The 21,726-nt window shown below is 36.8% G+C and carries 24 protein-coding genes; 16 read left to right on the forward strand and 8 right to left on the reverse strand.

Features of this window, described 5'->3' with window-relative positions; genetic code table 11:
- Positions 1-87 precede the first annotated feature (87 nt).
- Positions 88-777: a CAP domain-containing protein gene (locus J7E57_RS24830; RefSeq protein ID WP_215125808.1), complete on the reverse strand. Its 690-nt coding sequence runs from the start codon at positions 775-777 to the stop codon at positions 88-90.
- A 135-nt stretch (positions 778-912) separates the two neighbouring features.
- On the opposite strand from J7E57_RS24830, the gene J7E57_RS24835 reads away from it, so the two are divergent.
- Positions 913-2,121 (forward strand): SH3 domain-containing C40 family peptidase, encoded by a 1,209-nt coding sequence (locus tag J7E57_RS24835; RefSeq protein WP_215125807.1) that lies wholly within the window; start codon positions 913-915, stop codon positions 2,119-2,121.
- Between the two features lie 95 nt (positions 2,122-2,216).
- On the opposite strand, the gene J7E57_RS24840 is transcribed toward J7E57_RS24835, so the two are convergent.
- The 7 genes from J7E57_RS24840 to J7E57_RS24870 form a co-directional block, all read right to left on the reverse strand.
- Positions 2,217-2,981: an SDR family oxidoreductase gene (locus J7E57_RS24840; RefSeq protein WP_215125806.1), complete on the reverse strand. Its 765-nt coding sequence runs from the start codon at positions 2,979-2,981 to the stop codon at positions 2,217-2,219.
- A gap of 86 nt (positions 2,982-3,067) precedes the next feature.
- On the reverse strand, positions 3,068-3,475 hold the full coding sequence (locus J7E57_RS24845; RefSeq protein WP_215125805.1) for a helix-turn-helix domain-containing protein: 408 nt from the start codon (positions 3,473-3,475) through the stop codon (positions 3,068-3,070).
- 142 nt (positions 3,476-3,617) lie between these two features.
- Entirely contained in the window at positions 3,618-4,496 is an 879-nt protein-coding gene (locus tag J7E57_RS24850) for a DUF6252 family protein (RefSeq protein ID WP_215125804.1), read from the reverse strand.
- A gap of 32 nt (positions 4,497-4,528) precedes the next feature.
- On the reverse strand, positions 4,529-5,209 hold the full coding sequence (locus J7E57_RS24855) for a 2'-5' RNA ligase family protein (RefSeq protein ID WP_215125803.1): 681 nt from the start codon (positions 5,207-5,209) through the stop codon (positions 4,529-4,531).
- Between the two features lie 192 nt (positions 5,210-5,401).
- Positions 5,402-7,045 carry a glycine--tRNA ligase gene (locus J7E57_RS24860; protein ID WP_215125802.1) on the reverse strand — a complete coding sequence of 548 codons (1,644 nt, stop codon included), beginning with the start codon at positions 7,043-7,045 and terminating at the stop codon, positions 5,402-5,404.
- A gap of 393 nt (positions 7,046-7,438) precedes the next feature.
- Complete coding sequence (locus J7E57_RS24865; protein ID WP_215125801.1) at positions 7,439-7,642, reverse strand: hypothetical protein; 204 nt, start codon at positions 7,640-7,642, stop codon at positions 7,439-7,441.
- Complete coding sequence (locus J7E57_RS24870) at positions 7,639-9,060, reverse strand: S8 family peptidase (protein ID WP_215125800.1); 1,422 nt, start codon at positions 9,058-9,060, stop codon at positions 7,639-7,641. The genes J7E57_RS24865 and J7E57_RS24870 overlap by 4 nt, the downstream gene beginning before the upstream one ends.
- A 352-nt stretch (positions 9,061-9,412) precedes the next feature.
- Between J7E57_RS24870 and J7E57_RS24875 the strand changes: the two genes are divergently transcribed.
- From J7E57_RS24875 to J7E57_RS24945, 15 genes are all read left to right on the forward strand, one after another.
- Positions 9,413-9,967 carry a hypothetical protein gene (locus J7E57_RS24875; protein ID WP_215125799.1) on the forward strand — a complete coding sequence of 185 codons (555 nt, stop codon included), beginning with the start codon at positions 9,413-9,415 and terminating at the stop codon, positions 9,965-9,967.
- 12 nt (positions 9,968-9,979) lie between these two features.
- On the forward strand, positions 9,980-10,627 hold the full coding sequence (locus tag J7E57_RS24880; protein WP_215125798.1) for a hypothetical protein: 648 nt from the start codon (positions 9,980-9,982) through the stop codon (positions 10,625-10,627).
- On the forward strand, positions 10,606-11,391 hold the full coding sequence (locus J7E57_RS24885) for a sensor histidine kinase (RefSeq protein WP_215125797.1): 786 nt from the start codon (positions 10,606-10,608) through the stop codon (positions 11,389-11,391). The genes J7E57_RS24880 and J7E57_RS24885 overlap by 22 nt, the downstream gene beginning before the upstream one ends.
- On the forward strand, positions 11,388-12,020 hold the full coding sequence (locus J7E57_RS24890) for a response regulator transcription factor (RefSeq protein ID WP_029275396.1): 633 nt from the start codon (positions 11,388-11,390) through the stop codon (positions 12,018-12,020). Before J7E57_RS24885 ends, J7E57_RS24890 begins: the two co-directional genes overlap by 4 nt.
- 92 nt (positions 12,021-12,112) lie before the next feature.
- The gene (locus tag J7E57_RS24895; RefSeq protein WP_215125796.1) at positions 12,113-13,033 is read left to right on the forward strand and encodes a glycerophosphodiester phosphodiesterase family protein; all 921 of its coding nucleotides are present in this window, start codon (positions 12,113-12,115) and stop codon (positions 13,031-13,033) included.
- A gap of 87 nt (positions 13,034-13,120) precedes the next feature.
- Complete coding sequence (locus J7E57_RS24900) at positions 13,121-13,828, forward strand: ATP-binding cassette domain-containing protein (protein WP_215125795.1); 708 nt, start codon at positions 13,121-13,123, stop codon at positions 13,826-13,828.
- A 63-nt stretch (positions 13,829-13,891) separates the two neighbouring features.
- The gene (locus J7E57_RS24905) at positions 13,892-14,374 is read left to right on the forward strand and encodes a hypothetical protein (protein ID WP_215125794.1); all 483 of its coding nucleotides are present in this window, start codon (positions 13,892-13,894) and stop codon (positions 14,372-14,374) included.
- Positions 14,375-14,597: 223 nt separating this feature from the next.
- The gene (locus tag J7E57_RS24910) at positions 14,598-15,128 is read left to right on the forward strand and encodes a hypothetical protein (protein WP_215125793.1); all 531 of its coding nucleotides are present in this window, start codon (positions 14,598-14,600) and stop codon (positions 15,126-15,128) included.
- 195 nt (positions 15,129-15,323) lie between these two features.
- The gene (locus J7E57_RS24915) at positions 15,324-15,980 is read left to right on the forward strand and encodes a porin family protein (RefSeq protein ID WP_215125792.1); all 657 of its coding nucleotides are present in this window, start codon (positions 15,324-15,326) and stop codon (positions 15,978-15,980) included.
- 311 nt (positions 15,981-16,291) lie between these two features.
- On the forward strand, positions 16,292-16,477 hold the full coding sequence (locus tag J7E57_RS24920; protein WP_215166291.1) for a hypothetical protein: 186 nt from the start codon (positions 16,292-16,294) through the stop codon (positions 16,475-16,477).
- 148 nt (positions 16,478-16,625) lie between these two features.
- Positions 16,626-17,351: a gliding motility-associated ABC transporter permease subunit GldF gene (gene gldF, locus J7E57_RS24925; protein WP_215125791.1), complete on the forward strand. Its 726-nt coding sequence runs from the start codon at positions 16,626-16,628 to the stop codon at positions 17,349-17,351.
- Entirely contained in the window at positions 17,351-19,036 is a 1,686-nt protein-coding gene (gene gldG, locus J7E57_RS24930) for a gliding motility-associated ABC transporter substrate-binding protein GldG (protein ID WP_215125790.1), read from the forward strand. The genes gldF and gldG overlap by 1 nt, the downstream gene beginning before the upstream one ends.
- Before the next feature lie 33 nt (positions 19,037-19,069).
- Positions 19,070-20,194, forward strand: coding sequence for a DNA polymerase III subunit beta (gene dnaN, locus J7E57_RS24935; RefSeq protein WP_086545224.1), 1,125 nt, complete (start codon positions 19,070-19,072; stop codon positions 20,192-20,194).
- Between the two features lie 84 nt (positions 20,195-20,278).
- On the forward strand, positions 20,279-20,956 hold the full coding sequence (locus tag J7E57_RS24940) for a DUF4397 domain-containing protein (protein WP_215125789.1): 678 nt from the start codon (positions 20,279-20,281) through the stop codon (positions 20,954-20,956).
- A 59-nt stretch (positions 20,957-21,015) separates the two neighbouring features.
- Positions 21,016-21,717: a DUF4397 domain-containing protein gene (locus J7E57_RS24945; protein ID WP_215125788.1), complete on the forward strand. Its 702-nt coding sequence runs from the start codon at positions 21,016-21,018 to the stop codon at positions 21,715-21,717.
- The last annotated feature ends 9 nt before the right edge of the window (positions 21,718-21,726 follow it).

Here is a 21,726-nt window from a genome sequence, read left to right on the forward strand (position 1 = left end):
TTTAAGGCGCAAAGGTAATTTTTTATATAGATTTTTGTAGAAACAAAAAATATCCGAGAATTAATTGCTGTGGAGAAATCATATATTTTACTCGTTATTGGAGTAATATGTAGGTTGTGCAACAAAATCAATTACTGCGCACCAGGTATAAGAAGGGTGGGGCTGTATGCTTACGCCAACGGTATTAAGCTTGTATTTTTGATCGAGTAAATTAAAGCGGTGGCCAAGAGAAGGTACACCACAATCTAACAACAGGTGGCAAACAATATCTAAACTGTTCGAGTAACCGAAATCGATATTTTCGCTCATGGCCTTGTTGGGAAAGTATCTGGATAATCGTTTAGAAAATTTATCCCCGTTACTGCTTTCGTGTGTATCGAGATTATTCCTGTTTAAATCCTGTGCATGGCTTCGGCTTAATGAAGTTAATTTATCATCAGGATAAAACATCTGTAGGTTTTTTACACCACGTAAATGTTTAAGTAAAGAAGTGTAGTAGGAATTGTTTCTGGTAATTCTGAGTTCATTGTAATTTCTATACTTCCGCACTTTAGCATTATAGTTATTGATGTAGTCTTCTAAAAACGTATAATAAAACTTTTCGCCATCTAGGCGGATCAGGTTCATATACATCACAATGTTTTTTTCTTCGTTATTTAAATAAGAAGCATTTGCTGCGGTATTGGCTTTGCGGAATTCGGCATCAGTCCATTTTTGAGCATTAACCTGGCTGGAAAAAAATAAGAGCAAAAGGGCAGGTAGAAGTATTTTAAACATAGGATGATTTTCATGGATAACGTCTTTTATTTTTTTTTATTTCTCGTTTTTTAAAATAATATCGCGTAAGCAATTAGTTACAGCCTTTACCTGATAAGGCAATGTGAATATGCGTATTTTTAGTTTTAGAAAACGATGATGAAAGGAATATTAATATTAGGCTGTTTATTAAATTTTGTGGTTTCCTTAAAGGCGCAGGTTGATACGGCAGCAATTAGAACAGTTTCGAATCAGATAAAGAAAGAATTTGCCTCAGATAAACGGTCTGTTTATTTTAATATTCAGTTTAAAGGAGATACTGTTTTTGCAGAAAGTACCTCGGCGCAAGTGCTCGAGGCACTAAATAACCAAAGCAAAGATTTTAAGGGTTTCGTTAAAATAAATACACTCCTTCCTTCAAACAATTTAGCTGGGATGGAATATGGATTAGCCAACCTTTCGGTCTGTAACAATAGAGCAGCCCCTCAAAATGCAGCAGAAATGATGACGCAGATGATTTTGGGCACACCTGTGCAAGTATTAAAGAAACAAGGCGGTTACTATTTGGTGCGTACACCCGATGGTTACCTGTCATGGACTGATGCTACTGCTGTAAGTATAATGGATAAAACGGCTTTTGAGGAGTGGAAAAAATCAAAACGGATTATTTTTACTTCCGATTTTGGGCATGCTTTTAGCAAAGCAGATATGAACTCCTCACGTGTTTCCGATTTAGTAAATGGCAATATCTTAGTATTAACTGGCGAAGAAAAAGCTTATTATCAAGTTGTTTTTCCCGATAAACGGACGGGCTACATTAAAAAAACTGATGCCAAATTGTTTTCGGATTGGCTGAAAAAACCTAATCCGAATGCGGAAGCTATTTTGACAACTGCAAAAACATTAATTGGCGTGCCCTATCTTTGGGGTGGCACATCTATCAAAGGGGTAGATTGTAGTGGTTTTACCAAAACGAGCTATTTCCTGAATGGAATCATTATTCCGAGAGACGCCTCGCAACAAGCTTTGGTTGGAGAAGATATACCTGTTTTAGAAGGAGATTCGATTAGCCTCACCAAGTGTCTTAAAAATTTAAAAGCTGGCGATCTATTGTTTTTTGCCGCGGCGAAATTGAAAGGAACATCTGGAGGAAGAATAACACATACTGCTATTTATATTGGCGATGGCGAGTTTATTCAATCAGCTGGGATGGTTAGGATTAACAGTTTGAAACCAGATGCAGTTAACTTTGATGAACGTGAAAGCAAAACCCTGGTTAGTGCTAAACGTTTTCTAAACCAGATTGGTAAGCCCGAAATTACGCGGGTAGATCAGCATGATTGGTACGGAACCTCGTCCTATTAATGTTTGGACTTAAAGCAGTGTCTGTTCAATCCCTCTCCTTGAGGAGAGGGAATTTGAGACAGTAGTTATAGCTACAAACTTAGATAGGGTAAGGTTTACAAAAACATACCACCCGATGCTTCAATTCGCTGCGCATTAATCCATCTCGAATCTTCAGTACATAAAAAGGCCACCACGCCACCAATATCATCTGGCAAACCTACGCGGCCTAAGGCAGTATTTGAGGCAATTCCTGCATTTATTTGCTCGTTATCGCGCACTACACCACCTCCAAAATCAGTTTCAATGGCACCTGGAGCAACAACGTTAACTCTGATTCCTCTTACACCTAGTTCTTTAGCCTCATACCTTGTTAAGGTTTCCACAGCACCTTTCATCGATGCATAAGCTGCGTAGCCAGGGGTAGCAAAACGCGCCAAACCAGTAGAAAGATTAATAATCCCACTGCCATCATTTAATAACGTTAAAGCCTTTTGGGTTAAAAAGAAAGTCCCTTTAAAGTGGATGTTTATCAAAGTATCAAATTGTTCTTCGGTAGTTTCGGCAAAAGATGCATGAATGCCGATTCCTGCATTATTGATTAGAAAATCGAATTTTTCGGCATTAAAAACAGATTTTAGTACAGCTCTAACTGTTACGAAAAAAGCATCGAAAGTTTTGGTGTCGGCTACATTTAACTGTATCGCGGCAGCCCGTACCCCTAGCTGTTTTATTTCGTTAACAGTAGCTTCTGCTTCTTCCTTTTTAGATTGGTAGGTAACAATTACACCAATTCCTTTTGCTGCAATTTTTAAAGCAGCATTTTTTCCTAATCCGCGGCTGCCACCGGTTACCAGGGCGATTTTATTTTGTGTTTCCATTTTCTTTTAATTTGTTAAACAAAGTTAGATGGAAACCAGCTATAAAAATGGTGACAGCTTAAGTAAAAATGGTGACTGTTTAAGTTTTATATGGTGACAATTTCCTTATTTGCGGCCAAAGACTGGAAATAAGCTTCTCTGTACTGTTTTGGTGTTTGGCCAGAGAAATGTTTAAAAAACTTGGTAAAGTTAGATGGATCATAGGTTAGTGTCCTTGCAATTTCGGCAATAGGCATACTTACATTCTGTAACATCGATTTCGAAATTTCCATTAAACGTTCTTCAAAGAAATAACAAGGTGAGTGGCCTGTAGCCGATTTAATGGTATTGCTTAAGTGTGTGGGGTGAACGTGAATAAGCTCGGCAAAATCCCTTACTTCGAACATCTCAGTTGCCTTGCCCGATACCACATCATCTAAATGTTTATCCAGCTCTTTTAAAAAATCTGCTGCAATTTCGTGTTGACGGGCAAAAAATTTCTGTGGGATTTTCATATCAAAGCGATTCTGGCTTAAACAAATATAATATTCGGATAAATGAATATGAAATCTGAAAGTTATTTGTGACCAATAGATTATTAAATGTAAAAACCGCTGATTTTTAGACCAACGGTTTTATATTTTAAAAAGTTAATACTTATTTTTTGCTAAAGGGTAGGTCAAAAATACCATCTGTTACCGTTACTGATGTATTAATCGTCGTATTTTCATTTGGTGCTTTAAATGAAAATGTTCCTTTTAATTTACCACTAGCTTCACTTGTAATCACCAATGTACCACTTGTAGCAGTAAATGAGCCTGTAGGTGTTTGGTCTTTCATGTAAGATCCAATTCCATCGGTTACGAGATCGTAGGTACCTACGCCTTTATAATCTATTACAGAAAGAATCATTCGTTTATCACCATTTATAGTTACAATGGTAAGTAAATTCCCAATAATTGGAGTGTTGATTGATGTTGCTTCACCGGTAAAACCAATTGTGGTACCATCTACTTTTGCACTTAAATTATTCGTGCTGTTATTGGTTTCGGGTAGTTTAACCGGAACCAAACTGATCATAAACTGTCCATCGCTGATGGTTTTGCTTGTTGCAGTAGATTGATTTTCGCCTTTAAACTCAAAAGTGCCCTTAATGTATTTGTCTGCTAAGTAACTGGTTATCTTTATTTTTCCTGATGTATTGCCTATGTAAGCATCTTGTAATCCGGATGTACTCAAAAGGTAAATTGCCATATTGTTATCCGATAAATTATAGGTGCCAACACCTTTAAAACCGCTGATCAGTAAACTAAAGCCAGTATTAATTCCTTTGTTACCCGAGATTTGGACACTTATTTCTCCACCTACATCATAAACCTGGGCAGTAGCTAACGTACATTGCACTAAAGCACCATCAACTTTTGCGCTCATTGTAGATAAAGCCCATTCCTGATGGTAATCGATTTCTTTTTTGCAGGATGACGTAATTAAAAGGCATATGAGTGCCAGTAGCGATAATTTGAAAGGTACTTTCACGAGCGTTAATTGTTTGGTTAATTAATAATATGCTAAGATAAAGAAAACTGATACAATTTTTTAACAAATTTCGCGCGCTGGTACCAATCGTTATAAACCAATTCTACTTGCCTCACCTCGAAAGTGCCAAAATCAAAATCCCTGTACTTTTCGATAAGACTAAGCAAAGCGTTTATATGGATTAACTCCGATCTGAAACGGATTACGGTAGCGTGGGCGGTTTGGATGGCATAACGTTTATCGATACTCTGTTGCAGATCTGAATTTTTAAAGCCAGCTCGCAAATCATCTCTGATTTCGTTTAAGGTATCGGTTAAAAAACCTTGAATTAAAATGCAGGATGCCGATGCCGTAAGTCCTTTAAACTGAATCTTGAAACGCTTATGTCTGGCTAAAACCTGTTGGATGAGTTGAATGTAATCCTCAACATCGATATCCTTTAAGCCGAAGCCCTCATAACAGGAAATGATAGACATTAGGGTAATGTGTATGTCGGTATTCTGATAATAATATTGATCAGGTTCAATTGCTTTTGCTTCAGTTAAAAACTGTTGGATTTTACCTTTAGTTTCAGTGTCTGGCCTGATTACCAGTGTGATTCCAAAACGCTGATCGGTATCTGAATCGATTAAATGATCTGTTTCATAATTTCCGGCAGATATCTTTGCGATTGATTCGGTATAAAGTTTATGGTAATGCTCGGTTAAATTCATTTTTTGTACACAAAAAGAAAGCGTATCACCGATACAGGATTGTCATACTGAGCCTGTCGAAGGACCTACTTAGATTTGTAGTAAAGCGTTTCGACAGGCTCAACGTGACAGATTGAGGGAAAATTAACTTTATGATCTCTCAAATATTATAAATCTACCTTGGACGCCCTCAGGTGTCTAAGGTGGTTAAAATTAGGCCAACAAAGTTTTCCAACTCACTGCTGATCCTATTATGTTTCCTAAATCGGCTATGGCTACACGTTCTTGCGCCATGCTATCGCGATGGCGGATAGTAACCGTATTGTCTTCTAAACTCTGGTGATCAACCGTAATACAGAAAGGCGTACCAACAGCATCCTGACGGCGATAACGTTTACCGATAGCATCTTTCTCTTCATAAATACAGTTAAAATCAAATTTCAAGGTATCCATAATCTCACGGGCCTTTTCAGGTAAACCATCTTTTTTGGTCAATGGGAAAACAGCCACTTTGTACGGCGCCAAAGCTGGGTGTAAACGCAATAACGTACGGCTATCCTGTTTATCATCGGTGCTTAAATCCTGCTCTTCAAAAGCATTAATCATGGTTAACAAGAACATACGGTCTAAACCAATAGATGTTTCGATTACATAAGGAATGTAATTGCCATAAGGTTTACCTTCTTCGTTTAAGTCGTTATCGAAATACTGCATTTTTTTGCCTGAAAACTTCTCATGCTGCTTTAAATCGAAATCGGTACGGCTATGGATCCCTTCAACTTCTTTAAATCCGAATGGGAATTCGAACTCAATGTCAGTAGCCGCATTGGCATAGTGGGCTAATTTTACGTGGTCGTGGTAACGGTATTTTTCGGGCGGAGTTCCTAAAGCTTTATGCCATTTTAAACGAGCTTCTTTCCAGTATTCGAACCATTTTTTATCTTCACCCGGTCGTACAAAAAATTGCATTTCCATTTGCTCAAATTCGCGCATACGCATAATAAACTGGCGGGCAATTACTTCATTTCTGAAAGCCTTACCAATCTGCGCAATACCGAAAGGAATTTTCATCCTTCCCGATTTTTGAACATTTAAAAAGTTTACGAAAATGCCCTGTGCTGTTTCCGGACGAAGATAAACTTCATCGCTGCCTTCAGCCATTGCACCGAATTGAGTGCTAAACATCAGGTTAAACTGGCGTACATCAGTCCAGTTAGAAGTTTTAGAAATAGGGCAGATTACTTTATAATCAACAATTAAATCTTTTAGCTGTGCTAAATTTTCAGATTTAAGCGCAAGGTTCATTTCTACCTCAAGTGTTAAACCCTTTTTAACGAATCTCCAGCTCGCTTCCTCAACAAAAGGATATTTACTGTGATCTAAAATCGTTTTCTCATCTTTAAATGTTGGCACCCAGCTCGCCTGACCTTCATCACTTAAGCCCAATATTTCTTGTTGAAATTCTTCAAATTTTGCTTTGTTTTCTGCACTGAAATTGGCCAGTTCCGAATATAGCTCATCAATTTTATTCTCTAATAACTGATCGGCACGGTAACGTTTTTTAGAATCCTTGTTATCGATCATTGGGTCGTTAAAACCATCAACGTGTCCGCTGGCTTTCCAAACCTTAGGGTGCATAAAAATTGCAGAATCAATCCCAACAATGTTTTCATGCATTTGTACCATGGCTTTCCACCAGTAGGTTTTAATGTTGTTTTTTAACTCGGCACCCAATTGGCCGTAATCGTAAACGGCACTTAAGCCATCATATATTTCGCTGCTCTGAAATACAAAACCGTATTCTTTAGCGTGTGATATTACATTTTTAAATTGTTCGTCGTTATTCTTTTGAGCCATAATGCAGCAAAGATAATAAAAAGGCGGAGGGTTTAAAGGTATAAGGCTGAAGGTTTTTGATCAATGGTAAAGGAACTGCAGATTTTAGAATTTCTGCACATAACTTAGGTGTTATAAGGTGTCTTAGGTGGTCTGAAACAGACGAAAGGTGTCTTATCCGTCCTTAAATTCTTATATGGTTCAAAATAATTAGGAAAGCAATAGTCGCGCTAATCGGTTTCGGAGCTCCTGCTTTCCGCTTTAATCGTTACACTCGTGCTCGCTTCAATACAGGTTTAGGTGGCAGGAAATGTGAAACTATTAATGTTTAAATATAGGGTGCAAAAAAAAATCGATGTAACTAAATGTCACACCGATTTTTAAAATTAAGAAAGTGATTAGGTTTTTGTTGGCTTAAATGCTGATGTCCCTTTCCTCTTCAACACTTAATACGCCTTCAATTTTTTTGATATCTGCAATTTTATGATTGCCCGGAACAATTACGATTACACCAATTGAATCTAAAGCTTCTGTATCTTTGATACCTATTTTGCTTAACTCGTTAACTACTTGGTTTATAGTCCCATCCTGTACAGATATTAACCATTTTGTTTTCATCTTATAATTTTTTCAATTGGGCCAATTGGATCGATAGGGAATTTCGGATTAACTAAAATAGGGAATTTATCAATTGGGAATCTATCAATTGGGTATTTTATCAATCTTGTTTTTGTAGGCGCTTGTACTAATCCTGCACCTACATCTCTGCCTGGTAAAGGTAAAGTTTTCGCGGTTGAGGTTAATTTTCTCCACAAATTAATCCCTCTCAGACCCGATGCCTGTGCCCATAGTGCGGCAATACCGGCAACATGTGGGGTAGCCATACTGGTTCCATTCCAGCTTGCGTATTTAGTCGGTAATTTTGTAGAAGAGTACACATTAACACCCGGAGCAGCAATATCTACAGCACCATAAGTTGGGTAAAGGCCTCCGTTAGAAAAAGCCGCTACGTTCATATTTACATCTACAGCACCTACAGCCATTATTGATGGACAATTTGCAGGGTGCATTACCTGTCTAACAGTGCCTGGTCGTGCCGAATCATTTCCTGCAGCAGCAATAATTAAAGTACCTTGTGCTAAAGCACGGGCGGCAGCGGTTTCAAAAACAGCAGAATAGCCTGCTCCGGTTACAAAGCCTCTTAACGACATGCTTACCACATCACAACGGTTGGCAATTGCCCAGTTAATGCCGGCAAGAATGCCTCCATCTCCACCAGAACCACCATTGCTTAAAACTTTTCCGATATAAATACTGGCGGCATAAGCAATACCGTATCTTTCTGTTGCCGATGGCGAACTAGAAGGACCACAGGCAGTACCAGTACAGTGTGTACCGTGGCCATGTCCATCCTGTGTACTTTCTCCGCTAATAAAACTTTGATGAACAACAGGACGGCCAGCAAAATCAGGGTGGCTAAAGTCGAAACCAGTATCCAATATGGCTACTTTAATGCCTGCACCATTGTAAGGGTTGTACCTTAAAAAGCTGGTTGGCACAACATTGGTTGCTTTTAATCCCCAGGTAGCACCAACAGATTCTACTTCCGATTCTTGCTCTTCATAATTGTAATCTTCTGTTTCGCTTCCAACCAACACGTTGGTCATTTGGTTTACCGCGTCTCTGTAACCCTCTACATAATTTTGGGTACTTTCATCCAGCATTCCAATAGCATAAACTACTCTTTCCTTTTCTACAATCATTTCACTTTCGCCTAAACTGCTGATTGAATTTTCAATTTTCGGTTTTTCGTTTACGATAGCAATTCCCAGCTTGTCTAGTATGATACCATCAGTTTTAGCGAGGTCTTTATCTGTGAAAAATTCGTTTTCAAATTCTAAAGAGCTTTTTAGGTTCAGTCCGCTAATAGAATTGATCTGGTTAATAGAATCGGAGGTGTTGGATCCTTCTGGTAGTAGTACAAGGTATCTTCCTGTGTACTCTACTTTTTCTTCTTTTTTCAAGGTTTTTGACATGGTTTAAGTTTTTTAAGTTTTGCCTACTCTATTCAGGATTTTCGGCTTATTCCCATTGGTGTTTTTTGTTGTTAAACACTAATCCAAAGTTGAAACAGTTGGCGCAGAAAAACCTTAGGTAAACCACTAGAAATCAATGGTGAAAGCAACAAAATAAAAAGCGGTAAAAACAACAATAAAATATGGGGAAAACCCCATCTGTTATCTATAAAAGTTTTATCACATTTGGGAATAAAAGTTAACTTTAATTAAAACTCAAAAAATTATGGAAATGCAACATCTACCTAGCTATGCTATCGTATTTTTATGTGGAGCACTAGTATGTTATCTGTTACTAAAACTAATCGATCTTATGAAAACAAATGAAAGGCGGGGACGTCCAAATACCATGGATCCGGCAATAATCCAACAAATGGTAGATAATTACCGCAACAACCATTTAGCAGCAATTAATAAAGTATTGGGAATAAACGATGCCCATTCTGTTTCTTTCGGTTTAAAAACCCTAAAAAAATTCATCGCTGATATCGAATTTTTTAGTAAAAAAGCAGACCCGCGCATTGCTGATGGTGCACTGGGTATCCGTTTCTATTACGCTGCTTATCCAAAAGACAACGAATGGAATGGTTTTGAGGATGAGAAATCGATAGGAAAAAATTATGCCCAAAAACATACACTTGTTATGATTCCTACTTTAAAGAAAAAGAGCAGCGATGGAAGCTACCAGGATTACGACTTTAACCCTTTAGACCGTGCTACTTTCCCTCTAAAAGAAAGAGAAAAAGAGCAACCCATTACCTTAATGGCCATAAGTTCGGATAGTAGTGACAGTCAATCGCGTGAGGTAATGGCTCAAAACCATGGACAAACCATTCCACCAGCCGATTCAGCAATAGAAACCTATTAATATCTTGATGAAATGAACGACTTCCAGAAATTTTTGAGCGACATTTTTCTCTGGATTGAAGGAGGGGCTGCATTGATTGCGTTTTGCTACTTTAAACGGTTAAAGGGACAACATTGGAGGTATTTTATCTATTATCTGACCACTATTTTTATCTGTGAAGTAATTGGGAAATGGGGAGGGGAATATATCAGCTTTTCAAAAACTAAATATTATAACTATATCGTTATCCCTTTCCAGTTTATCTTTTTTTACTGGCTTTATGCCGTAAAATCATTTAAGGATAAAAGATTATTTTGGATACTCTCTTTGTTGTACATAATTTCATTTATACTCAGCAGATTATTCTTTAAGGAAAGTAAAGTATATTTTTCCTTTAGCTATACTTTTGGATGTTTACTCCTAATGTTTTTGGTTATCAAAGAATATTATAATCAGGTAAACTCAATCAACATTCTCAACTTTCAAGAAAATAGAATGTTTTATATTAATTTAGGCGTAACCTTATTCTATATCGGTACATTACCTTTTCTTACGTTTTATTCGTTATTGCGGGCTTATATCCAGATCTGGAATATTTATTTCGATTATTTTCTGGTATCAGGGATTGTAATGTATGTATTATTCTCAATTTCATTTATATGGGGAAAACAGAGCTCTTAATTACCATCATCCTTTTTAACCTGTTTTTCGTGCTCTTTGTAGTCGCCATTATGGTCTATATTAAAAAATATAAAGAACGGAAAAGGGAATATCTGAATGAAATCAAAATCACCAACGAAATACATCAGAAGGAACTTTTAACTACCCAGTTAGAAATACAACAGGCCACCATGCAGCAGATTGGCCGTGAATTACACGATAATATCGGGCAAAAATTAACATTGGTGAGTCTTTATACCCAGCAATTGGTGCACGAAAACAAAGTGCCTCAAGCGAGTAAAAGAATTGAGCAGATTTATCAGATCATTAATTCATCGTTGCAGGACTTAAGGAGTTTGTCGAAAAACTTAACGAACGATAATATAAGTGAAAATGAAATTGTAACTTTAATACAGGAAGAAGTGAACAACCTCAATGCTTTGAAAAAATGTAAGGTAACCTTTCAACACAATTTCGAAAGTATAGATCTGGAGTTTGTAAAAAAGAATGTATTATTAAGGATAACACAAGAATTTCTTCAAAATAGCTTAAAACATGCACATTGCAGCAATATCAAAATTCAGTTAAACTCTTCTCCTGAAGTTTTTTTAGCATTAAAAATACAGGATGATGGTGTAGGCTTTGATTATGGTAAAATCACTTCTGATGGTATAGGATTAAAAAACATGAAAAAAAGAGCCGAAATTATCGGTGGACAATTTAATTTAGAAAGCAAATCCGATTTAGGCACTACACTTACTATTATTTTAAATGGCCCGGCATGAAAAAAACTATAGTTATTGTTGATGATCATATCCTGATTGCAAAAGCACTTCAGGGCATTATAGATAATTTTGCAGCCTTTGAGGTGATGTATGTTTGTGAAAACGGGAAAGAGTTGATTAAAAACTTCGAAAACAGCAATAAAATCCCCGATATTTTACTTTTAGATATTAGCATGCCCATTATGGATGGTTTTGAAACCGTAACCTGGGTAACTGCACACCATCCAGAGGTAAAAGTAATGGCCCTGAGTATGCAGGGTGAAGAAAAAAGTGTGATTAAAATGGTTAGCAACGGTGCTAAAGGCTACCTCTTAAAAAATGCGCATCCGGTAGAACTCGAAAACGCGCTTACAAAGTTGAATATCAACGGATTTTTTTATCCTGATTGGGCATCAAAAATCATTTTCTCCAGCCTGAATAAAACCAAAGATGCTGAGATCAAAATTTCAGATCGGGAGAAAGAGTTCTTAAAATATACTGTTACTGAGCTTAATTATAAGGAAATAGCCGATAAAATGTTCTGTAGCCCACGTACAGTTGAAAGCTATCGCGATCAGTTATGTGAAAAACTCGAACTTAAAACAAGGGTAGGTTTGGCTGTTTTTGCCATCAAAAATGGCTTTGCGTAAAGGTTAATTATTTAAAAGTATGAATGGTAAACTGATATGATAGTGCGATTAACCGATTTCAACAATTAACCAATTAACCTTACTTTTGAAGCATGAAATTCCATCATTTGCTGTTTTTGGTTATGGTTGCAGTTTTTACCTCATGCAAACCAGAAGAAAAAAGCCATCAATATATTAAGTTTAATACACCAACGGAGTTATATCAATTCTTAAAATGGTCGCCAGAAAACCGTTTTCCATTAATCAGTGCCCATCGTGGTGGTCCCATGCCTGGTTTTCCTGAAAACTGCATCGAAACATTTAATAATGCCACTACTTATAATCCAGTAATTATCGAATTCGACATTGCTTACAGTAAAGATTCGGTAATGGTGATTATGCACGATGATAAGCTTGATCGTACGTCGACAGGAAAAGGACCGATTGGCAATTATACTTATGAGGAACTGAAGGCTTTTAATCTTAAAGACGATGAGAGCAAAGAAACAAAATTTAAAATCCCGACTTTAGATAGTGTATTAAGCTGGAGCAAAGGAAAAGTTTTATTAACCATCGATTTGAAAAAGGGTGTTTCTTATGCCAAAGTGATTGAAAAGGTAAGACAATATAAAGTAGAAGGTAATTCAATAATCATTACCTATACTGCCAATCAGGCCAAGGAGGTGCATCAATTGGCACCCGAACTCATGATTTCAGCCTCTGTGCAGAAGAAAGCTGAGTTGAAACGTTTAAATAGCTTGGGTATACCCAATAACCGTATTGTAGCTTTTGTTGGTGTTTCTGCTCCGGATAAAGAATTGTACCAATACCTGCACAACAAAGGCATTACCACTATTTTAGGCACAATGGGGAATATCGATAAAAGCGCCATTGCCAGTCCGGTAAAAAATGTTTATTATCATTTGGTTAACAATGGTGCAGATATTTTATCTAGCGATAATTTACCACAGGCATCAGAAGAACTGGATAAGTTTAGGTATAATAAAAAATTAAGTTCAGCGCATATAAACTAACCACAGATGGAAAGGATGAACACAGATCGGTTTAACCAATTATGAAATCTGTGTTTATCTGTGCAAATCTGTGGTAAAAAACATAAAATGAGTATTTCAGTTAAAAATCTTTCTAAACATTACGATAAGCAAAAGGCGGTCGATTCGATTAGCTTTGAAGCCAGTCCAGGTCGTATTTTGGGTTTTCTTGGCCCTAATGGAGCTGGTAAATCTACAACCATGCGTATGCTTACCGGTTATTTAGAACCTACCTCAGGCGAGGCTGAAATTTCTGGTAAAAGCATTCTTTACGATGCCATTGAAGCTAAAAAGCATATTGGTTACCTGCCTGAAAATACACCGCTTTACGCTGATATGTACGTAAAGGAATTTTTAAATTTTGTTGGTCAAACGTATAAACTTTCCAATTTACCTGCACGGATTGAAGAGGTCATCAAAATGGTAGGCTTAACACCAGAGCAGCATAAAAAAATCGGTACGTTATCCAAAGGGTATCGTCAAAGGGTAGGTTTGGCCCAGGCGATAATCCATAATCCTGCAGTTTTAATTTTAGATGAGCCCACTTCTGGTTTAGACCCAAACCAATTGGTTGATATTAGGCAGCTGATCAAAACATTAGGTGCAGCTAAAACGGTTGTCATTTCTACGCACATTATGCAAGAGGTTGAAGCCATTTGCGATGACATCATCATTATTAGCAAAGGTAAAATCGTAGCTAACAACTCACTTGAAGGTTTGAAAAAAGCTCACCAACAGCAATCATTAGAAGATATTTTTAGAAAACTTACTGCTTAATTAATGCTTTGCCAAAAAATAAAAAACACCTTAATAGTCCTTCTATTTTTAACACCTGTTACATTGAAAGCCCAAAATACCCCTAATATTGGTATTGGTGCCGAAATAGGTTTGCCATCAGGTAACTTTTCCAATCTTTCAGGAATTGGCCTGGGCGCATCTGTAAAAGCTGATCTTCCTGTTGCAGAAAATTTTGCGTTGACTTTAAATGTAGGTTTTATGAACTTTTTTGGTCGGCGGAATCAACTTTTCAATGTCCAGGATTTAACTTACGGACCCGCTAAAGCTGGCTTGAAATATCAGCTGGGAGAAAGCTTTTACGCTGAAGGGCAGTTAGGCGCAGCATTGCCTTTAAATAAAAATCAGAAAACCTTATTTGCCTGGTCGCCCGGCATAGGCAATCAATTCAAACTTTCAGGAGGAAATAAACTCGATTTAGGCATCCGCTATGAAGCATGGACAGGAAAGAATAATACGATCGGCTTGAACAGATCCGATACAAAAGGATTTGCGGGGATCAGATTTGCTTATGTGTTTGGGCTGTGAAACAATTGTTGTGTTTAATTGTTTGATTTAGTGGTCAAAAAATACAATGCTCCTAAATCTTATAACTTAATACAACGTTTTAGAATAAATTATTTTTTGTTTAACATTCAGTTAATCAGTGTGTTGTGTTTTAAAGTTTCTTTTTCAGGTTTTATTTGTAACGTTTTTGGCATCATGATTGTCTAAAATCCGAAATAATTAACGAACAATAAATAAAAATCACATGAAAAAAGTATTACTTTCTTTATTAATGGTTGCAGGCCTGGGCTTTGCAGCTTCAGCTCAAACAGAAGGAGCGGTTCAAAAACTAAGCATTGGTGCTGAATTTGGTTTACCGACAGAAAAAAATTCAAATACCTTAATCGTAGGCGGTTCATTGCAGTACGAGCATCCAGTGGCTAAAGATTTAAATTTAACTGGTTCTGCTGGTTATTTATCATTAATGGCTACAGGAGATGCAAAAGATTTTCTGAAAGCTCTTGGGCAAAAAACCAGTTATGGTGTTATTCCATTAAAAGCTGGTGCCAAATATTATTTTGGTGGTAATTTTTATGGTGCCGGTGAACTAGGTGCAGCAATTAGCACTGAAACAGGTGGTAGCACTTTATTTGCAGTTGCACCAACTTTAGGCGCATCATTTTCTGTTGCCGATAAATCTAGTTTAGATTTCGGTTTACGTTACGAAAATTGGTCAGGAAATGGCGGTTCTACAGGCTTTATTGGCTTACGCGCTGCATTTGCCTTCGGTTTATAATATTAAACCATAATTTATTCCAAAGCCTCCAAGAAATTGGGGGCTTTGTTTGTTTATCAGCTATTTAAGGTTTCATCGTTTACAAAATAATTTTAACTATCAAATTAGTTTATTTATTATTGTACTGTTTAGCCGTATAGGCGAAAGCACGGAAACTAAAAAATAATTTTCAAAAACAACTCTCAAAAAAATCAGATGAAAAAACTAGTATTATCTTTATTAACAGTTGCAGGTTTAGGCTTTGCAGCTTCAGCTCAAACAAACAAACCTGTAATTTTTGGCTTGAAAGCAGGGGTAGCCTTTCCAAACATGACCATCTCATCAGGAAATGCGTCGGTAAGTTTTGATGCAAAAACATCTTATTATGTTGGCGGTACGGCCGAATTTGTGCTGTCTGATGTAATTTCAATTCAACCGGGTTTAACTTTTATAAACAAAGGAACAAAACTGGCCAGCGGTGATATTGATTTCGAAGATAATGACATTGCAACTACTGAAGAGGCAACATTAAACTTTAAATATCTGGAGTTACCGGTAAACTTATTGGCAAATTTTAAAGTAGGAAGCGCTGGTAAGGTATTTCTGGGTGCAGGACCTTATTTTGCGTATGCATTAAGTGCAAATGGTAAATACGGGTCGATAAAAGAAGACATCAAATTTGGCGAGGCAGAATCAGAGTTTAAACGGACCGATTTTGGTCTAAACTTTTTAGCTGGTTACCAATTAAACAATGGTTTTAATATTCATGCAGGCTATGGATTGGGGCTAAGCAGTATAGCAGATACAGATCTCTCTGATGAGATTACCTTTAAAAATAAAGTTTTCTCAGTGGGCGTAGGTTTTTCTTTCTAAACCAAACCGGGAAATAAAGAGGAGGTTGTATCACAAAGATAATTTCTCCTCAGATTTTGTCATGGTGAGCCTGTCGAAACACATTAAATGTTATTTAATTAAGCCCTTCGACAGGCTATCATTGACGTTATTTTACAAATCATTATTTTAACTGCTTTTGTATTTCCATCCAGCTAGGCCATAGCACGGTACCCCCGTTCTACTTAAATCTGGCCTAACAAATTTTTCGGGCTGCACTGTTCTTGCCGCACAACTGGCTTCAAAAGAAAACGGCGAAGCCCTCATGAATGCAGCTGAAAACTATAATACGAATGAATAAATTTTCAGCCGGCATTTTTTGTTTTTTCATGGATCTTTATGTTTTCAGTGGCATTCAAGCTAGCTGTGCTGGTCTTTTTGATGCCAAAAAGAAAGAGCCCGACGACGGCGAGCCGAGGCAAGATCGTGGTGTATGGAAAAAGAAATCAATTACACGTCACTCATATCGATTTTTATAAAATAAATTATCCTTCAGGATGATAATTCGAAATTTATGATACAGCCTCTTTTTAAATTTAAATATTGCTGATTTACTAATACATTCATTTAATCAATTCCTTTTAAATTTGCAGGAATAAATGGTTAACTTCGGCGTTTTAATAGCACATGTACGCAGTTTTTAAACGCGAGTTATTCAGTTTCTTAAGTTCGATGGTTGCTTATATTACCATTGGCATTTTTCTATTGGTTTCTGGCCTGTTACTCTGGTTTTTTCCTGATACCTCGGTACTTGATTATGGTTATGCCGAACTTGATGGTTTTTTCAGTTTAGTGCCTTATCTTTTCATGTTTCTTATTCCCGCTATTACCATGCGTTCTTTTGCCGAAGAGCGGAGAGAGGGAACCTATGAGCTTTTGATTACCAAGCCTATTCAAATCTGGCAGATCATCGTAGCAAAGTATTTGGCGAGTTTGGTTTTGGTATTATTTGCCTTAATCCCAACATTAATTTATTACTACAGCATTTCAAAACTGGGTTTTCCTGAAGGAAATATCGATTCAGGATCGGTTATTGGCTCATATATCGGTTTATTTTTATTGGGTGCTGCCTTTACATGCATAGGCATTTTCTCATCGGCATTGACTAAAAATCAGGTGATTGCCTTTGTAATCAGTGCAACTTTATGTGCATTCGCTTTTTTAGGTTTTGATTACAGCAGCCAGCTTGCTGCATTTCAAAGTATGGAGCATATCATTAGCAATTTAGGGATTAATCAACATTATACATCGATAAGCCGTGGTGTTTTAGACACCAGAGATCTAATTTACTTTATTTCATTTTCTGTGCTGTTTTTATTGTTCGCCAAATTAATAATGGGAGGAAAACGATAATGAAGCTGAAGAATAAATGGCTTAATGCTATCATCGTTATAGCCGCGTTAATTATTTTAAATATCGTGGGTCAGTACGCTTTTCATCGTTTTGATTTTACAGCCGATAAACGTTTTACGCTGAGTGGAAAAACAAAAACATTACTACAGCAAAATGAAAAACCGGTAATCATTACTGTATTTTTAGCGGGAGAGTTACCACCTGCTTTTAAAAGGTTGCAAGCTGCGGTGTCGGATATTTTATCTGATTATCAGGCTTATGCTAAAACAGAAGTTAAAGTGGTTTTTGTCGACCCGATAGCGGGACTTAATCAGGCCGATCAAGATACAGTGATCAATAATTTGTACGAAAGAGGAATAGAAGCAACCAATTTAAGTGTTAAAACTGAAAGTGGATTAACGCAGAAACTCGTATTTCCGATGGCGATGATGGAAAGCGAAGGGAAGGAATTTCCCATTAAACTCTTTCAAAATCTGGATACCCGCGGAAATTACGAAGACAATATAAACCGCTCTATTGAAAACCTGGAGTATATTTTTACTTCGAGTTTAAAGAAAGTACTTTCGGGTGATAACCCTCGGATTGGCTTCTCGGAATCAAATGGTGAACTATCTGATTTACAATTGGCTGATGCCATTCACACCCTATCTAGCAGTTATCTGGTTGGCCGTATTGATTTAAATAGTATAGATAAAACAGGGCTTGATAAATTGAAAATGTTGATTATCGCCAAACCCAAAAAACCTTTTACAGAAACTGAGAAATACAAAATCAACTATTTCGTAATGAACGGCGGGAGGGTACTTTGGAGTATTGATCAGGTAAGTGCCGAATTGGATAGCTTGCGGGGAAAAAGTGGGCAGATGGCAGTTAACAGTAATTTGAACCTTGATGATATGCTTTTTATGTATGGTGCAAGGATTAATTATAATATTATTGCCGATCCGGCAAACAGTGCCGAGATCCCGGTTTCTACGGGTGTTGTGGGTGGGCAGAACCAGATGCAATTGGTGCCCTGGATTTACTACCCGATTTTATTGCCCGATACTGTAGAAAGTGTTGTGAAAAAGCTGGATGGTGTGAAATCTGAATTTCCCAGTACAGTAGATACTATTGGTGTTAAAAGCGTAAAGAAATCGTATATTTTAGCTACATCTCCCTATAATAAAGTGTATAATGTGCCGAAATTGTTTAGCTTGCAAATGGTGAGTGAACAGTTAGATCCACGGTCTTTCCAAAGTAAACCACAGCATGTTGGTTTAATGTTAGAAGGTAATTTTCCATCGGTTTTTGCCGGGCGCCCCTTACCAGCTACCATTACGCAACCTTACACCCTGGAAAGTATAAGTAAACCGGCTAAAATGATTGTGATAGGAGATGGTGATATTTTTAAAAACCAGGTATCGGAGCAAAATGGAACGCCTTTCCCACTAGGTTTCGACCGTTATTCGCAGCGTACTTTTGGTAATAAGGCATTATTGCTCAATATTGTTGATTATTTTACGGATAACGACAACTTAATTGCGCTACGAAATAAAGAAGTAAAAATCAGATTGTTGGATAAAGCCAAAATTAAGCTCGAAAAAACGAAATGGCAATTTATAAATGTGGTGGCACCCTTGCTATTGTTAATATTCTTTGCGATTTTTCAACATTATCACCGCAAATACAAGTACGCTAAATAATTTTTATATTTTTGAAGAAGACTAAATAATATCATGAGATTTATTGTATCCACATCAACTCTATTAAAACACTTACAAACCGTAAATGGTGCATCAAGCAGCAGTACGGTTTTGCCTATATTAGAAAATTTTCTCTTCGAAATTAAAGATGGAAACTTAACTATCTCTGCTACCGATCTGCAAACCAGCATGACAACTGCTTTGGCTGTAGAATCAAAGGAAGAAGGTAAAGTAGCTGTTCCATCTAAAATTTTATTAGATACGCTTAAAACATTGCCAGATCAGCCCATCGCATTTAATATCGATGATAGTACTTTTGCGATCGAGATCAGTGCCGGAGATGGTAAGTATAAATTAAGTGGTGAAAATGGTGATGATTTCCCGAAGATTCCAGTAGTGGAAAACGCATCTTCTGTAAACTTACCTGCGTCTGTTTTAACTGAAGCCATTACAAAAACTATTTTTGCGGTAAGTAACGATGAGTTGCGCCCGGCTATGACGGGTGTATTCTGTCAATTATCCCCTCAGCACATTACCTTTGTAGCTACCGATGCACATAAATTGGTGAGATACCGCCGTATGGATAGCAAGGCAGATAAAGCAACCTCATTTATTCTCCCTAAAAAAGCTTTAACACTTTTGAAGGCTGCTTTACCTTCAACTGATATTAATGTATCAGTAGATTATAATGCAACAAGCGCTTTCTTTAAGTTCGAAAATATCAATTTAGTGTGTCGTTTAATAGACGAGCGTTATCCAGATTATGAGGCGGTAATTCCAACCAATAACCCTAACAAGCTAATTATCGACAGAAGTTTGTTTTTAAATACACTTCGTAGGGTTGTAATTTTTGCGAATAAAACGACACATCAGGTAAGACTGAAAATTAGCGGAAGCGAATTAAATATCTCTTCAGAGGATTTAGATTTTGCTAATGAAGCACACGAGCGTTTAAGCTGCCAATATGATGGTGAAGACCTCGAAATAGGCTTTAATGCACGCTTTTTAATCGAAATGTTGAGTAATTTAAGTGGTGATGAAGTTACTTTAGAACTTTCAACACCAAACAGAGCGGGGCTTTTAATTCCACAAACCAATGATGAAAATGAGGATGTTTTAATGTTGGTGATGCCTGTGATGCTAAATAATAGTTATTAAAAAAAACTAATTTATTAGTTTTATCAACAAAATGGCTTGGTTTTTGACCGAGCCATTTTTGTTTATAATCAACTAACACAACCAATGAAAATCTATAACAATCTCTCGAAATCACTGATTTTGCTCGCTGTCTTATGTAGTATAGGCCTATCATCCTGTAAAAAGGACAATCCAGATGAAGTAGTAAAAGGCCAGGCCAAGGTAAAAATGGTCAATGCGTCGCAGGCAGATGTGCATCAGGATGTTTATTTAGATAATGAAAAACTAACCACTGTTGCTTTAGCCTTTGGCGAAACCAGCGATTATGTAAAAATACCTTCTGGTAATAGAAACGTTTCTTATGCCGGCACAAATAATACAACTACTGATACCTCTTTAAACTTTACACCATCTATTACTTACACTACTTTTTTGGTTACCAATAAAAAAGGAGAGATGGAAATAGTGAGTTATGAAGATAATTTAAGTAATACAGAGTCAGATAAAGCTAAAATCAAACTAATTAATCTGACGCCAAATTTTGCCACTGGCATAAATGTTATGGTACAGGGCGGTACCCAATTTGTTAATGGATTGGCTTTTAAAGAAGCATCTAACTATTTTGCAGTAGATACAGGATTTAATTTGAGATATACAGTAGTGGGTTCTGGTAATGTTAAAACCATTCAAAGTACGGCTTTAGAAGGGGGAAAGATATATTCCATTTGGTTTAGTGGCACAACAGCAGCAACCTTAGAAGCACATATCATTACCGATAATTAATTTCAAAGTTTAATATGCTTTCTGCTATCTTTACGTTTTATTAGCATCAGCGATTAATTATGAAAAACAAAGTATTGTTTCTTAAAATATTTCTTCTTCTTATACTTGCCGTTTTAATCAGCTCATGCATCAAAAATGATAATTTAATTGAAGGTGATGCTAAAGTTCGATTCTTTCAGGCTGCTTCAACTGATACTACACAAAGTTTCTATTTAAACGGAATACAAATAGGAACACCTGTTGCTTACAATACAAACACAAGTTATGTCGTCGTTGCAGGCGATGCTGCTTATAATATAACCACACGAAATATAAATACTGGTGTTGATGTAGCTTCACTAGGAGAGCAAACATTTAAAATCGGGCAGAATTATTCTGTTTTCTATTATAAAGAAAAAACTGGCGATCCTGCAAAATTGAAAGTTTATACCGATGATGTAAAACCAGATCTTGATTCAGCTAAACTAACTTTTTTAAATCTTGGTTATACACTAGGCTCTAGTGTTGTAATTACCGATAGCACTAATACAGCCAAACCTGTAGAATCTACAATTGCGTATGGAGCGATTAAAACTTTAAAGGTTAAAGTTAATAAAAACATGAAATTTGCCTTTAAATTAACTAGCCCTACTGCGACAAACCCACCGCCTGTGGTAACACGCTTAGATTCTCTTAATATTAATAATGGTAGAGTTTACCTTATATTATTTGATGGCGATAAAAAGGGAGAACTTAAAAATCGAATCATCTCTGCTAACTAATTTTATTGC

It is taken from the genome of Pedobacter sp. ISL-64, assembly GCF_018613605.1.
GTDB lineage: Bacteria > Bacteroidota > Bacteroidia > Sphingobacteriales > Sphingobacteriaceae > Pedobacter.

What these genes read in the sequence shown, in the direction of transcription:
- J7E57_RS24915 (WP_215125792.1), top strand. Translation starts at nt 15,324, where the DNA reads ATGAAAAAACTAGTATTATCTTTATTAACAGTTGCAGGTTTAGGCTTT.
- J7E57_RS24855 (WP_215125803.1), bottom strand. Translation starts at nt 5,209, where the DNA reads ATGAATTTAACCGAGCATTACCATAAACTTTATACCGAATCAATCGCA.
- J7E57_RS24910 (WP_215125793.1), top strand. Translation starts at nt 14,598, where the DNA reads ATGAAAAAAGTATTACTTTCTTTATTAATGGTTGCAGGCCTGGGCTTT.
- J7E57_RS24865 (WP_215125801.1), bottom strand. Translation starts at nt 7,642, where the DNA reads ATGAAAACAAAATGGTTAATATCTGTACAGGATGGGACTATAAACCAA.
- J7E57_RS24940 (WP_215125789.1), top strand. Translation starts at nt 20,279, where the DNA reads ATGAAAATCTATAACAATCTCTCGAAATCACTGATTTTGCTCGCTGTC.
- gldF (WP_215125791.1), top strand. Translation starts at nt 16,626, where the DNA reads ATGTACGCAGTTTTTAAACGCGAGTTATTCAGTTTCTTAAGTTCGATG.
- J7E57_RS24890 (WP_029275396.1), top strand. Translation starts at nt 11,388, where the DNA reads ATGAAAAAAACTATAGTTATTGTTGATGATCATATCCTGATTGCAAAA.
- J7E57_RS24860 (WP_215125802.1), bottom strand. Translation starts at nt 7,045, where the DNA reads ATGGCTCAAAAGAATAACGACGAACAATTTAAAAATGTAATATCACAC.
- J7E57_RS24920 (WP_215166291.1), top strand. Translation starts at nt 16,292, where the DNA reads ATGAATAAATTTTCAGCCGGCATTTTTTGTTTTTTCATGGATCTTTAT.
- J7E57_RS24885 (WP_215125797.1), top strand. Translation starts at nt 10,606, where the DNA reads ATGGGGAAAACAGAGCTCTTAATTACCATCATCCTTTTTAACCTGTTT.
- gldG (WP_215125790.1), top strand. Translation starts at nt 17,351, where the DNA reads ATGAAGCTGAAGAATAAATGGCTTAATGCTATCATCGTTATAGCCGCG.
- J7E57_RS24880 (WP_215125798.1), top strand. Translation starts at nt 9,980, where the DNA reads ATGAACGACTTCCAGAAATTTTTGAGCGACATTTTTCTCTGGATTGAA.
- J7E57_RS24870 (WP_215125800.1), bottom strand. Translation starts at nt 9,060, where the DNA reads ATGTCAAAAACCTTGAAAAAAGAAGAAAAAGTAGAGTACACAGGAAGA.
- J7E57_RS24900 (WP_215125795.1), top strand. Translation starts at nt 13,121, where the DNA reads ATGAGTATTTCAGTTAAAAATCTTTCTAAACATTACGATAAGCAAAAG.
- J7E57_RS24840 (WP_215125806.1), bottom strand. Translation starts at nt 2,981, where the DNA reads ATGGAAACACAAAATAAAATCGCCCTGGTAACCGGTGGCAGCCGCGGA.
- J7E57_RS24875 (WP_215125799.1), top strand. Translation starts at nt 9,413, where the DNA reads ATGAAAACAAATGAAAGGCGGGGACGTCCAAATACCATGGATCCGGCA.
- J7E57_RS24845 (WP_215125805.1), bottom strand. Translation starts at nt 3,475, where the DNA reads ATGAAAATCCCACAGAAATTTTTTGCCCGTCAACACGAAATTGCAGCA.
- J7E57_RS24830 (WP_215125808.1), bottom strand. Translation starts at nt 777, where the DNA reads ATGTTTAAAATACTTCTACCTGCCCTTTTGCTCTTATTTTTTTCCAGC.
- dnaN (WP_086545224.1), top strand. Translation starts at nt 19,070, where the DNA reads ATGAGATTTATTGTATCCACATCAACTCTATTAAAACACTTACAAACC.
- J7E57_RS24895 (WP_215125796.1), top strand. Translation starts at nt 12,113, where the DNA reads ATGAAATTCCATCATTTGCTGTTTTTGGTTATGGTTGCAGTTTTTACC.
- J7E57_RS24945 (WP_215125788.1), top strand. Translation starts at nt 21,016, where the DNA reads ATGAAAAACAAAGTATTGTTTCTTAAAATATTTCTTCTTCTTATACTT.
- J7E57_RS24835 (WP_215125807.1), top strand. Translation starts at nt 913, where the DNA reads ATGATGAAAGGAATATTAATATTAGGCTGTTTATTAAATTTTGTGGTT.